This window comes from Paenibacillus sp. MMS20-IR301 (assembly GCF_032302195.1).
Lineage (GTDB): Bacteria > Bacillota > Bacilli > Paenibacillales > Paenibacillaceae > Paenibacillus_AQ.
The window spans coordinates 320,833-333,320 of the sequence record NZ_CP135275.1; the positions used below are offsets into that span (position 1 = coordinate 320,833).

11 protein-coding genes are annotated in these 12,488 nt (G+C 55.6%); 2 read left to right on the forward strand and 9 right to left on the reverse strand.

The genetic code is table 11. The annotated features are described in order from the left end of the window. Positions 1-49 precede the first annotated feature (49 nt). From LOS79_RS01390 to LOS79_RS01400, 3 genes are read right to left on the reverse strand one after another with little or no spacing between them, the layout of a single operon-like run. A complete protein-coding gene (locus tag LOS79_RS01390) occupies positions 50-568 on the reverse strand; it encodes a CarD family transcriptional regulator (protein WP_315415730.1) in 519 nt (172 codons plus the stop codon). Between the two features lie 3 nt (positions 569-571). Then, positions 572-1,756, reverse strand: a complete 1,185-nt coding sequence (locus tag LOS79_RS01395) for a YhgE/Pip domain-containing protein (protein WP_315421917.1) — start codon at positions 1,754-1,756, stop codon at positions 572-574. A 19-nt stretch (positions 1,757-1,775) separates the two neighbouring features. After that, the gene (locus LOS79_RS01400) at positions 1,776-2,405 is read right to left on the reverse strand and encodes a TetR/AcrR family transcriptional regulator (protein WP_315415732.1); all 630 of its coding nucleotides are present in this window, start codon (positions 2,403-2,405) and stop codon (positions 1,776-1,778) included. A gap of 354 nt (positions 2,406-2,759) precedes the next feature. Here LOS79_RS01400 and LOS79_RS01405 point away from each other — a divergent pair, with 354 nt between their 5' ends. Together LOS79_RS01405 and LOS79_RS01410 are read left to right on the forward strand one after the other, a co-directional pair. Next, on the forward strand, positions 2,760-3,008 hold the full coding sequence (locus tag LOS79_RS01405; RefSeq protein ID WP_315415734.1) for a hypothetical protein: 249 nt from the start codon (positions 2,760-2,762) through the stop codon (positions 3,006-3,008). Positions 3,009-3,087: 79 nt separating this feature from the next. Beyond that, a complete protein-coding gene (locus LOS79_RS01410; RefSeq protein WP_315415735.1) occupies positions 3,088-5,235 on the forward strand; it encodes an S-layer homology domain-containing protein in 2,148 nt (715 codons plus the stop codon). A gap of 14 nt (positions 5,236-5,249) precedes the next feature. On the opposite strand, the gene LOS79_RS01415 is transcribed toward LOS79_RS01410, so the two are convergent. The 6 genes from LOS79_RS01415 to LOS79_RS01440 all read right to left on the reverse strand — a co-directional run bounded on the left by LOS79_RS01415 (position 5,250) and on the right by LOS79_RS01440 (position 12,456). Beyond that, complete coding sequence (locus LOS79_RS01415) at positions 5,250-6,602, reverse strand: MFS transporter (RefSeq protein WP_315415737.1); 1,353 nt, start codon at positions 6,600-6,602, stop codon at positions 5,250-5,252. Positions 6,603-6,616: 14 nt separating this feature from the next. Continuing rightward, positions 6,617-7,957 carry a pyridoxal phosphate-dependent decarboxylase family protein gene (locus LOS79_RS01420; protein WP_315415739.1) on the reverse strand — a complete coding sequence of 447 codons (1,341 nt, stop codon included), beginning with the start codon at positions 7,955-7,957 and terminating at the stop codon, positions 6,617-6,619. Between the two features lie 48 nt (positions 7,958-8,005). Next, positions 8,006-9,634: an amidohydrolase gene (locus LOS79_RS01425; protein WP_315415742.1), complete on the reverse strand. Its 1,629-nt coding sequence runs from the start codon at positions 9,632-9,634 to the stop codon at positions 8,006-8,008. Positions 9,635-9,708: 74 nt separating this feature from the next. Continuing rightward, a complete protein-coding gene (locus tag LOS79_RS01430) occupies positions 9,709-10,506 on the reverse strand; it encodes an ABC transporter permease (protein ID WP_315415744.1) in 798 nt (265 codons plus the stop codon). Between the two features lie 2 nt (positions 10,507-10,508). Beyond that, positions 10,509-11,354, reverse strand: a complete 846-nt coding sequence (locus LOS79_RS01435) for an ABC transporter permease (protein WP_315415746.1) — start codon at positions 11,352-11,354, stop codon at positions 10,509-10,511. 10 nt (positions 11,355-11,364) lie between these two features. After that, positions 11,365-12,456, reverse strand: coding sequence for an aliphatic sulfonate ABC transporter substrate-binding protein (locus LOS79_RS01440; RefSeq protein WP_315415748.1), 1,092 nt, complete (start codon positions 12,454-12,456; stop codon positions 11,365-11,367). Positions 12,457-12,488 lie beyond the last annotated feature (32 nt).

The following is a 12,488-nucleotide window of genomic DNA, read 5'->3' on the forward strand; positions in this document are numbered from 1 at the left end:
GGACTCTCCGGAAGAAGAGTGTCCTCATGCGGGTTTAGTTACGTACCGGCTATACATACCTGTAATAATACCGTTCATCCCCGCTGACCCTGATCTCAATATCCTCCTCCACGATTTGCCTCGCAAACTCATAGGAGATGTCCTCGGCAACCATCAGTTCACTAATCAGCATCCGGCAGGCGGTCTGCAGCATATACCGGTCATGGCGGGAGAAGCGTATCGTATCTTTATCCGCACAGACTAAGTCCCGGATGAGCTCTACTTCATCGGTAAGGGCTCCGGTTGTTAGTTTGGCTTGCAGCAAGTTCCGGCGCTGAGCAGGATCAGCAGGCAAGGGCAGGCTGGGATCAAAAAAACGGGCGCGCGACCGGTCCAGAACATCCAGCGTTGACAGTGGACGGATGCCTAGTTCAGCTGCTTTGTGATGCGGGATAAGAATCTCTAGTTTACTCAAGGGAATGAACACTTTGAAATACTTCTGCGCTTCTCCCTGAAATTCATGAACTTCCTGGGCATTCACTATTCCGGCTCCCTGCAGAGGGTAAAAGATCAGATCGCCTGAGAACATCTTTTAAACTTCCAGATCGTATGTGTCACGGGCAGCTCGAGGCTTCAATACAGAAACCAGAATCACCAGCATGCCGCCAAGTCCGATCCAGATCAGGGCTGACAATGAAGCATTCCAGCTAAGCCCTTCCCCGAAGAAGAAGATCTTCCGCAGGCCGTCGACCATAAACCGCATAGGCAGCCATGGATGTATCCAGTCCCGGTAGAAGGAGGACATCATTTCTGGAGCCAGGGCCAGCAGCGGCGCGCCGAAGAACAGCATTAAGGTGAAGAGGGCGATGCCGCCCATACCGACCAGCGACATTACGGCTGTGATCATCAGGAAGAAGCTGAAGCAGGCAACCGATAAGAACAGTGCGGTGTCCATAAAGGCCGGAATATGAATCCCAACCATATGACCGGCGAGCCAGGATAATCCGAAGCCTGCTGCCAGCGCAACGACAGCGCCAATAATGATCTGGAGCAGCTTGACTTGAAGAGCCTCTTTACGCGAGCCGGTCTTCGTCTTGCGGGCGGCCAGGAAAAGGATTGCCGCACTAGCCAGGCTGGCCATCCATAACGGCTGGAATAGGGAGATTGGAGAGTTCCCGTTGGCGCTGCTCGTACCGGTCTCGTTAACATTAGCCACCTGCTTAATAATAGGTGTTGCCAGGCCGGCAGCCTGCTCTACGGTCAGCGTTCCACCTTGGGCCTTGAAGCCGGCAAGGATCTGAGTACGGACGTTGGCGTTGATGTTATCTACGACACCGTTCAGAATCTGCCCGGCCGCAGTGGAGGCAGCCATATTCATGCCCTGATTAATGAGGATTTGAATTTCCGGTGAAGCGGGCGCTGCACTGCTTAGAGAAGCTTGCTTCGTACTGAAATCTGCCGGGATGACCAGAGCTGCGTAATACTCCTGGTCATTTAATCCTTGTTGTACCCGTTCAAGACTGTCCACCGGCACCCACTTCACAGCGGGTTCTTCCCCGGCCCCTGGAACAGAAGCCTTTTGGATGTTGTCTATAATTGTCTGTCCGAAATTCATCTTAGCCTGATCCGGAATTTCAATGCCTTGGTCCTCGTTCACTATGGCGATCGGCAGGTTCTTGGGCTGGACTTTAACGGAGGGAAATAAGGTCAGCGAGAAAATAAATACAATGAGCAGGGCAATAATAGGTGAGAGTACTGCCAGTTTATTTTTAAAAATATTCATGATGAATCACTCCTTATGATTTGCGAAGGCCGTCCATTACAAACAAGACCGCATCTTCAATTTCCTCAGCGCTGATGGCTTCCATATTGAGCAGTACGAACCGCGAAGCAATAAATCCGCCGATAAAGGTGTACAGCAGCCGCAGAATTCTGTCAGTGGGGATATCAATCAGCTCACCTTTTTCCTTAAATAGCTCAATGGAACCTTCCACGCGCGATTTCACAATGTCAGTTACATAAGGAATCAGCTCGGCTTTCAAATCCTCCTTATACAGAATTTCCTTGATTAAGACCTGAAAAATCTCCTTGTTCTCCATAATGAAAGCGATCCGGTTCTTCAGCAGCTCCCGTAAGAATCCCTCGAAGGTGGGACCTGCAGTGCTCGTGACCATTTCAAAGGTCTCCTGTGCAATGGCCGGAAAAAACTCTTTAATATACGGTACGATCAGCGCCAATAATAAGTTAGCCTTCGTCCCATATTGCTTAAAAATGCTGGCTTCGGATACCTCGGCAGTTTTAGCGATTTCAGCAGTTGAGGTGTTGGCATAACCTTTCTCGGCAAATAACTGAATGGCGGCTTCTACAATCCGCTGCTGCTTAGCCGTTCGCTTGGCCGGTTGCGAGGCTAGAATGTCATCGAACAACTTGTTATGGGTCAGTTGGATTCACTACTTTCTATAAAGGGATTAGCCGCGGCTGCGGTGATTTTTGGACTTCCGGCCGCTGCCCGGCCCCAGATTTTTTGATTCATACCGCTTGTGAGTAAGTAATCACTCACTCGCCTGTATTCTTTTTAACATCTGCCGGCTGGAATGTCAACAAAAAAGTGAGTGATTACTCACCTTGCGTCCGAATTGGCAATCCCACGCCTCGGCCATGGAGGAATCTACAGCAAGATGCTTGCCGCTCACAAAACCTTCTTCTGGAGAGCACTTCCCGGTTCCTTACTTTGTGCTAGAATATAGGCAAATTAGGATTGCAGAAGACAGGAGACAGCGATGAACTATGACTGCCTGATCGTGGACGATGAAGTGGAGCTGGCAGAGACCACATCTGAATACTTCAATCTGTTTAATGTGCAGACAGCGTTCGTGACGAATGTACAGGACTGCCGGGACTTCATGCGAGAGCACACCGTATCGATGCTGCTGCTATGCCTTGTACTCATTTCTGTTTCCTATGTGGTATCCATGCTGGTGGCTAACCGGATCCGGCGGATCAGCATGTATGCCTTGATCTCGGAGTAAGGCTCCAGGTGAGGAACAAAATCCCAGTTACATGCGTCTAACCCTATAAGACTGGCAAACTATACTGGGGGTAATGTATATGGGAGCAGCACTAACGAACAGGTTATTGCAAAAGACTACGCTAATCGTATTATGTATAATCCTGCTAATGCTGGATGCAAGGGCAATGGCGGAGCCGTCTGCGGGGCCGAAGGCGACTGCAAGCTTCACTGCGGAAATGCAGCGGCTGCTTGATGGGGCGGAGCAAGCGCTGCTGGCGTTACAGCCGTTTCCGGATGAAGCGGCCGCAGGCTTCTTCAAGAACGGGCGCAGTCTGCCTAAGGGGTATCTGGAGGGAATCGCCGACCGGATTCTGGAGCAGCGGGGCAAGTTCGCCATGGCAGCAGAGCTGACCCGGACAGCGCTTGCTTATGGTGCTGCCGGCGGCAACATGAATAACATCGCCGGCATTGACCTGTATCCGCTGCTGATGAATCATGCCGGAATTGATTCCGAAGGAGCTGCTGTTGCCGCTGCTGCTTATATGACTACGAATAATTCTGCGTTCAATACTTATGAGCGGACGGACCGCTATCCCGATATGATTCTCTACCAGCTGCTCAAGACGCAGCTGGCGGACGGCAGCTGGCCTGCAGCCGGGCAGAGTACCGGAGATCCGGCTTCTACAGCCCGGGTACTCACTGCACTGGGTCCGGTAGCGGGATCGGAGCTCACGGAGGAGCCTGTCCGTAAGGCTGTGCAATGGCTGAGGGACAAGCAGCAGCCAAACGGCGGTTTTGACGGCAAGACCGGGACTACGGCGCAGGTGATCACCGGTTTATCCTCACTGGGGCTGGATGCGGCCGAATTCGCGCAAGCGGGCGGCACCTCACTGCTGGATCATTTGCTGGCCGCTAAGCTTGCAGACGGCAGCTTCTCACAAGCGGCAGGCGGAGGAAGTGACCGTACAGCTACGGTGAACGCCTATCTTGCCCTGACTTCTTATAAGCTGTTATCCAAGCAGGAAGGATTACTGTACAGCGGCCTGCATCATGCCGGTCCGGTGCTAGCTGCGATTCAGATAGAAGGTCCCGGCGGCACGCTTGCCGGCGGGCGGATAGCAGGCGGTGATGCCGTGAAGGCAGCCGCAGCTTTTTTACAGTCGAGGGGGCTGGCATATAAGCTGAATGCAGATACGGCGAAGCCTGCGTTCACAGCGATTGAAGGGATTCAGAACGGAAGATACAGCGGACGCGGTGAATGGAAGCTTGCCGTGTACAGCGGCGGGAGCTCCTGGCTGTACCCCGAGAATATATCATCCAGGCTGACGGTAGGCGACGGTGATCAGCTGCTGGTCTATTATGCCGATGACACAGAGCTGCCGGACCGGATAGCCGTGGAATGGAAGGACCAGTATGGCCAGCAGAATACCGGAGGTTCAGCCTATGCGGGCTTACCTTTTTCGCTGCGTGTAACGAGATCGAACAGGTCTCTGGGCGGCCTTCCGGCCTTTGGAGTCACCGTAACACTCCAGGGGAAAAGTGTTGTAGCTGATAGTGCCGGAAAGGTGTCTTTTGCCGGAATGAAGCCCGGTGTCTATCCTGTGCAGGTGACTAAATACCGCAAAGACGGTGCTCCGGCGCTGGCCAAGCGTACGTTTGCCCTGCATATCGCTTCTCCGGATCTGGCCAGATTTACTGATTCCGCTAAAGTCTCTGCCTGGGCACGGAATGATATCTCTGTGGCGCTGAGCAGCGGATATATTCAAGGCGTGAGTGCCGGCGGGAATGTGCTTGCACCGAAGCAAAAGCTGACCCGGGCCGAATTTCTGACCCTGCTGATGCGCCTCATGCATGAATTCCCTGACGGAAAGGCGGCCTCCGGCTTCAAGGATGTTCCTGCAGGCAAATGGTACAGCGGCACTGTTGCCAAGGCGGCAGAGCTGGGCATCATCAGCTCCTCTTCCGGCAGGTTCGAGCCGGACCGCGGCATTACGCGGGAAGAAGCCGCAGTGATGGTAGTCCAGGCTGCTCAGCTGTCCACCTATGGCAGTACTGAGCGTATGAAGCTCGCGGATGTGGCCGGGTTGCCGGCGGCAAGCCGCCAGGCGGTTCAAGCGGTGTATGAGCATGAGATCATGACCGGCAGCAGCGGCCGTTTCGAACCGGAGCAGGTGCTGGTGCGTGAGCAGGCCGCGGCGGTGCTGGTCCGGCTGCAGCAGCTTATTCCGGCTGCGTCTTATCAGTAGGAGCGTACTCTTCCTTAGAGGTTCAGCGATGCTTCACGTTTATCAAGCAGCTGCTCACGGTTTCTTTTATAATCCTCTTTCCCCAGCGGGTAGAGGAAGGCTGCAATTAATCCGGTAATAATGAAAAGCTCAGGTGCGAACGTCATCGTGGTCCGGATGGTCCACCGGGCGGGCCCTTCCTGGATTTGATTAGGGACATAACCGGAGGCTTCAAGCAGAATCCCGATCAGGAAGATAGCGAGTGAATTGGATGTCTTCATGAAGAACGTCATGATACCGGAATACAGTCCCTCACGCCGCAAGCCTGTCCGGAGTTCATCCGCATCTAATACGTCAGGAAGCATGGACCAGGGGATCACATGCGCAACCCCGTAACCGGTACCTACAATTGCGCCAATAAGATATACAAGATAGGCTGGTGAATCAGGAGTCAAGAGTATCCAGGCCAGCTGGCTGACGGCCCAGAGGAGCAGCCCGGAGATGATGGTTATCTTCTTGCCTGCTGCCCGGGATACTTTCGTCCAGAGCGGAAGGGTAAGAACGCCGGCCAGTATAACGGTTACCAGCAGATAAGACATTTCCTCTTCCCGGTGCAGCCAATATTTCATGTAATAGATAACGAAGCCTTCTATGACATTGGACGCCGCATAGCATCCGACATAGAGCAGCAGAAGAAGGCGGAAGGCCCTGCTACCCAGTGCAAGCCGGATTTCGGACCCGAAGCGGGGTGTATCCACCTTGTCAACGGCACTTCCGCGTTCGCGTTCCCGGGTCCGGAAGAACAGCAGCAGCGGAATGAGGATAATGAACAGGCCGGCTGTAAGCGCCATGATTCTGTAGCCCTGGAAGGGATCAGCATAGCTGTCGGCAATCATTTTGGGAATGACGGCAGCGACTAATCCCATAAGGAGCTGCACGATAATCCGGTAGTTGTTGACGCTGGTGCGCTCGTCATAATCATCAGTCAACTCGGCCACCAGGCTAAGATAAGGCACGTAATAGAGTGTCAATGTGGTCATGAACAGCATATAGGTTGCAGTAAAATATACGGCATTCAGTGTGACGGAGCCGGCTCCGGGATCACTCCACATGAGGTAGAAAAACAGGCCCACCGGAACTGCAGACAGCAGAAGGAAGGGTCTTCTCCGTCCCCATCTGGTCCGGGTCCGGTCGGTAATAATCCCCATAACGGGGTCTATGAACGCATCCCATATCCGGCCGATCATAAAGACGGCTCCGGCGAGTGCCGGTGACAGCCCCGCATAATCCGTCAGGAAAAACAGGTAGTACATGCCAATTACCGTAATCGTAATCACATTTACGGTTTCACCGGAACCGTAGAGCAGCTTAGTATTCCAACGCAGCATTCATGTACACTCCCTCATTCTGTTTCTTGGCGTCTGCGGGTCATGGAGCTTAGATAGTCCCGCATGAACCCGTGAGCCAGGGCGGGGTCCGGCAGGCTGCCTACCATGCCGTACATCGCTGTGGAGCCTGCTGTATAGGCTTCCGGATGCCGCTGTACCTGTTCAATTGCCTGATGGAGATCAATAATGAAGATATCGACGCTCTCCCTGTGCGCCGGAGTGACCATGAAGTGCAGGCTTGGGGGCAGATGCTGGCGGTCCATATGCCAGCCCCGGCGCTCAAGCTCGTCGGCGACCGCATACAGGTTTAGTACTTCTGAGCCGACGGCGAAGACACTCATCCGGGGATTGCCCAGGATGTACAGTTCCGGTACTGAAGCAAGGGCAGCCTGAAGCCTGCGGGTAATCTGCAGCGTGGTGTCCGCGAGACGGCTGTAACCGTCCCGGCCGAGTGCGCGCAGCACAGCCCATGCCGCCGCAATCGCTCCACCCGGCCGTGTGCCTGCCATCGTCGGGGAAGCAAATAGTCCGCCGGGCCAGTCGCTGCGGACATAGAACTGATGCTGGCGGTATTCGTCTTCACGGTACAGAACGACAGAGGCCCCTTTGGCGGCATAGCCGTATTTATGGAGATCGGCTGACATCGAGGTTACGCCGGGTACGCGGAAGTCAAAATCCGGTATAGGCTCACCGGTGTCCTTCAGGAAGGGCAGCATGAATCCCCCGAGGCAGGCATCCACATGAAAGGGAAGCTGATGACGGAGTGCAAGCGCCGCCAGTTCTGCAATGGGGTCGATCACACCATGCGGATAGGCCGGGGCGGAGCCGGCCAGCAGAATCGTATTTTCGTTAATCAGCTGCCGGGCAGCAGATACATCTGCCCGGTATTCCTCTGTTAACGGGATATATACAGGCTTGATATCGAAATAAGCTGCCGCTTTGGAGAAGGCCGGATGGGCGGTAACGGGAAGAAGCAGCTCCGGCTGGCTGATTTCCGGGCGGGTGGCCCGGGCATGGTCCCTTGCTGTTTTGACCGCCATCAGAATACTTTCCGTGCCCCCTGAGGTCATATTCCCGGCTGTTCCCGGACTGCCGCCCAGCAAATCCGCCGTCATGGACACCACTTCCGTCTCCATTTGCCGCAGGGAAGGGAAGGCCCCTGGGTTGAGGCCGTTCTCCTGGGAGAATAACTGGTACGCCTGTCTGGTCAAATCAGCAATTTCTTCACCTCCGTAGTAAACCAGGCTCCAGGTGCGGCCCTCACGCCAATTGGCATCCTCCCCCCGCAGGGCCTGCAGCTGCTCCAGAACCTCCTGCTTTGCTGTGCCGGTAACAGGAAACTGAAATTGTGCCATAGGTGAACACTGCCTTTCTCTGTAAGATTCTGCTGCTGTAATCTGTAACTACTGCTGTGAAGCTATAGCTGATTCCGCCTGGACATACACCTGACGGCCGCCGATAATCGTCCGGAGAACAGGAATCTTATGAAGCTCCAGGGGATCAGCAGTCAGCGGATTATCGGCGAGAACGACCAGGTCAGCCAGCTTGCCGGGCTCAATAGAGCCTTTGTCTTGCTCCTCGAATGCCTGCCAGGCGGCATCGATCGTGACGGCGCGCAGCGCCTGATAAGGCGTGATCCGGTATTCCGGGCCCAGTTCCCGGCCGCTGGATGTCAGCCGGTTAACGGCGACGGATACGAGATGGAGCGGAGAGGGCGGGGTGATCGGTGTATCATTATGCAGCGAGAAACGGATGCCCCTGTCTACGGCTGAGCGGAGCGGGCTGATCCGGCGGGCCCGGTCTTCACCCAGATAGATGTCACGGTGGTTATCGCCGAAATAATAGACATGATCGTTGAAGAAGGAAGGGGTGATCCCTAGTTCCTTGATCCGGTCCAGCTGATCCTCCCGTACGGACTGGGCATGCTCAATTCTATGGCGTGCGTCCGGCCGCGGCAGCTGCCGCTGGGCTTCGCCGATGGCATACAGCACATCATCGATGGCTGCGTCCCCGTTGGCATGGATGACTACCTGGCGCCCGGCGGAGTGAGCAGCGAGTACGGCTTCTGCCAGCTCCTCTCTTTCCAGCATAGGAAATCCCCGGTACAGCGGATCATCCTCGGAGAATGGGGTGTGATACGGGTTGGTGAGCCAGCCGGTGTATCCTTGGATGGAGCCGTCCTGAAACAGCTTAGCGCCTTGAGATTTGACTGAACCATAGTCATACGCGTCCTTCAGCGGAGCCTGCTCCGGATGAAATAACGGGATATTGATCAGCCGGAGCTCCAGCAGCCCGCGGCTGCGGGCCGCTACAAGCGGTTCCGGGTCAATGCCTACCGCGATAATAGCAGTGGTGATGCCTTGCGAGAGGTATTCGGCATTCGCCAGCCTGATCCCCTCCGCATGCTGCTCCGCAGATAACGGGGGAATATAGGCTTCGATTAATGCGCCATTTTCCTGGATTAAGCCTGTAGGCTCCCCGTCGGGATCACGCTGGATAACACCAATGGCCGGGGCAGGGGAATCCTGCGTAATTCCGGCAATGGCCAGTGCCCTGCTGTTCGCCACACCCATATGCGCCGAGTTATGGGACAGCCATACCGGATGCTCAGGGAAAGCCTGATCCAGCTCATAGCGGCTGGGATGCCGCTTCTCCGCAAGCTTGGAAGGATCATAGCCGAAGCCGGTTACCCAGCCCCCGGCCGGAATGGCCGCAGCCTTTTCTTTCAGTGCCGCAAGCAGCCCGGCAATACTGGTGATGGTGCCGCGCGGCGGACTCCACAGTGCAGCAGACTGTACCTCCAGAATTCCGCTTAGCGGGAAATGACCATGCGCTTCATAGAACCCGGGCAAGACTGTCTTTCCCTGGAGATCGATGACTGCCGTTTCCGGTCCTGCCAGCTCCAGAAGCTCCGCCGTGCTGCCCACTGCAGCTATACGCTCTCCTCGCACGGCTATTGCTTCCGCAGTGGTTCCTTCCTGATCAAAAGTCAGGACTATGCCGTTAATATAGATCTGTTCCGGATATGCCATAGGGGCACCCGCCTTTCTTTTATGGAATAAATTCTTCTATATAACCTTGTGATTGTACAAGCTTGCCGGCAGCATCAGCCTTTATAGGCCTCCCTCCAGTGCAGCAGCCTTGCTTCAAGCAGCCGCACCAGCGAGTCGGACAGCTTGCCGACAGCCGCGAAGATGCCGATGCCGACAAATACGGCCGCGGTTTGCGAATACTGGCGTGCTTCGGCAATCATGTAGCCGATACCGGAGCTGGCCCCCATCAGCTCGGCTACTACCAGACAGAGCCAGGCTATGCCCAGGGACAGGCGGAACCCCAGCAGAATGTTAGGCAGTGCGGCTGGAATGATGAGGCGGAGGATCTGCTGCAGCCGGGAATACTGGAGGACCCGGGCTACCTCATGCAGCTTGCGGTCAACTCCCCGGACACCTGCGAAGGTATTGACATATAAGGGGAAAAAGGACCCGAGTGCAATGAGCAGCACCTGCGACAGCTGGCCCACCCCGAACCAGAGAATAAACAGCGGAATGACCGATAAGAGCGGAACCGTCCGCATCATTTGCAGGGAAGGATCGAGCAGCTCCTCCACCAGTCTGGACAGTCCGGAAGCCAGCCCGATGATCAGCGCGAGTGATCCGCCGAGAGCGAAGCCGGCAGCGGCCCGGATGATGCTGGCTTCCAGGTGTATCCACAGCTTGCCGTTTCCCGCCAGCCGGATGAATTCCTTCCCGATCTCCCACGGCGCCGGCAGCAGCGAAGGGGAGATCAGGCCGGTGGCTCCCGCAGTCTGCCACAGCAGCAGCAGAGCCAGCGGAAAGATCCAGGCCTGCAGCGCATCCGGCAGTCTCGCGGACCGCGCCGGTTTCACGCTTGTTTTTCTAATCATGTTCATAGATTCTCCCCCAGATAGCTGTCCCGCCAGCGGAGCAGCCGCTTCTCCAGCAGCTTGACCAGCGAATCCGTCAGTTTCCCGACGATGGCGAAGATCAGGATGCCTACAAAAACCAGCGAGGTGATCGAGAAATACCTTGCATCCATAATCAGATAACCTACCCCTTCGCTTGAGCCCATCATCTCGGCCACTACCAGTCCAAGCCACGCCGCGCCAAGTGACAGGCGGATGCCCAGCAGGATATTTGGCAGAGCGGCCGGCAGGATTAGCTTCGCAATCAGACTCCGGCGGTTAAACTGCAGTACCTTTGCCACTTCAAACAGCTTCTCGTCCACTGACCGGATACCGAGAAAGGTATTTACATACACCGGGAAAAAGGCGCCTAGTGCAATCAATAGAATCTTGGATTCTTCCCCGAAGCCGAACCAGAGAATGAATAATGGCGTGATGGCCAGATGGGGGACGGTCCGCAGCATCTGAATGGACGGGTCCAGCTGTTTCTCTGCCAGCCGGGAGAAGCCGGACCACAGTCCAAGGGCCAGCCCCAAAGACCCTCCCAGCAGGAAGCCGAGCAGCGAGCGCCATAAAGATATCCGCAGATGGTAGAGGAGCTCCCCCGACCCGGCAAGATGATAGAATTCCAATGCAATAACGTGGGGAGTGGGCAGAACGGTAGGACTGATCCCTCCAGCCGTTCCGGCAATTTCCCAGATTACAAGAGTCAGTGCAGGCAGCAGCAGTCCTTTGAAAGTGGTCTTCCGCTTGCCTTGCCTGTCACCGGGCCTTCTCTTGCCTGCGGCGGCAGGGAGTGCCACCCTTTCCTCCAGCCGGATGCTCTGCATAGTGTCCACCTCAGGATTTCGGCTCAGCGGCGGCATCCTTAATGGCCTGCTCGATAAACTGGTTATCTACCACCTTGGAGACATCAATTTGCTTGCGGATCGTTTTCTGCTCCAGCTGGAAGTCCGCGGTTTCCTGCTGCTGGGCAATGACCTCGTCACTGATCGGCAGGTTAATCGGGGTTACGCGGTCACGCAGCGCCTTGATTACAGCCGCATCCACCTGGAACTGCTCTGCATACGCCGCAGTGGCTTCCTCCAGATGCTGGTCCTCCCAGACACGGGCCTGCTCATACACCTTCAGGAACGAGGTGATTAATTCCGGATGCTCCTCGGCAAGCTTGGTTCTTGCAATCAGGAAGGAAGGGGATAAGACGCCCAAGGCTTCACCGTCTGTCAGAACCTTTGCTTTGCCGGTCAGCACATTCGTTGTAATGTAGGGGTCCCAGGTTGCCCATGCATCCACTCCCCCGGTTTCAAAAGCGGGCTGCGCTTCATTAGGCTGCAGCTGGATGATCTCCAGGTCGGAAGGCTTAAGCCCGGCTTTATCCAGACCGCGGTACAGGAAGTTGAACGCATTGCTGCCTTTGGCCACGGCAACCTTCTTGCCCTTCAGCTGTTCAACTGTGGTGATCGTGCTGTCCTCCGGAACGATGATGGCTACATTATTCTTGCCGTCGATGATATTGGCGATTTCAGTGAAGCCGATATCCGCTGCCTGGGCAGTGACCACCGGCAGATTGCCAAGGCCGGCGAAATCGAGGCGCCCGGCGGCAATGGCTTCCGTCATCGGCGGACCGCTCTGGAACTCCGCCCAGTCCACCTTCACGCCGACCTTATCGAATTCCTCCTCGAACCAGCCCTTGCTGCGGGCCAGCGAGTAGGCGCCGGGTCCGGGCTGGATGCCGATCGTCAAGGTCAATCCGCCGTAATCCTTAGCGGCAGGTGCAGGGGCTGCCGTTGCCGCCGCCGCAGGTGCTTCAGTGGCCGCAGCGGTTTTATCCGCAGTATTGGATGCCGTGGCTCCGTTGCTGCCGCAGCCAGACACCAGAAGTGTCAAAGCGGTTAATGCCATCCAGGCTGTGCTTTTACTAAATAGTTTCATTGCGTAAATCCTCCTTAGATTATCTTCAATCC

What these genes read in the sequence shown, in the direction of transcription:
- LOS79_RS01390 (WP_315415730.1), bottom strand. Translation starts at nt 568, where the DNA reads ATGTTCTCAGGCGATCTGATCTTTTACCCTCTGCAGGGAGCCGGAATA.
- LOS79_RS01405 (WP_315415734.1), top strand. Translation starts at nt 2,760, where the DNA reads ATGAACTATGACTGCCTGATCGTGGACGATGAAGTGGAGCTGGCAGAG.
- LOS79_RS01410 (WP_315415735.1), top strand. Translation starts at nt 3,088, where the DNA reads ATGGGAGCAGCACTAACGAACAGGTTATTGCAAAAGACTACGCTAATC.
- LOS79_RS01415 (WP_315415737.1), bottom strand. Translation starts at nt 6,602, where the DNA reads ATGCTGCGTTGGAATACTAAGCTGCTCTACGGTTCCGGTGAAACCGTA.
- LOS79_RS01420 (WP_315415739.1), bottom strand. Translation starts at nt 7,957, where the DNA reads ATGGCACAATTTCAGTTTCCTGTTACCGGCACAGCAAAGCAGGAGGTT.
- LOS79_RS01425 (WP_315415742.1), bottom strand. Translation starts at nt 9,634, where the DNA reads ATGGCATATCCGGAACAGATCTATATTAACGGCATAGTCCTGACTTTT.
- LOS79_RS01430 (WP_315415744.1), bottom strand. Translation starts at nt 10,506, where the DNA reads ATGATTAGAAAAACAAGCGTGAAACCGGCGCGGTCCGCGAGACTGCCG.
- LOS79_RS01435 (WP_315415746.1), bottom strand. Translation starts at nt 11,354, where the DNA reads ATGCAGAGCATCCGGCTGGAGGAAAGGGTGGCACTCCCTGCCGCCGCA.
- LOS79_RS01440 (WP_315415748.1), bottom strand. Translation starts at nt 12,456, where the DNA reads ATGAAACTATTTAGTAAAAGCACAGCCTGGATGGCATTAACCGCTTTG.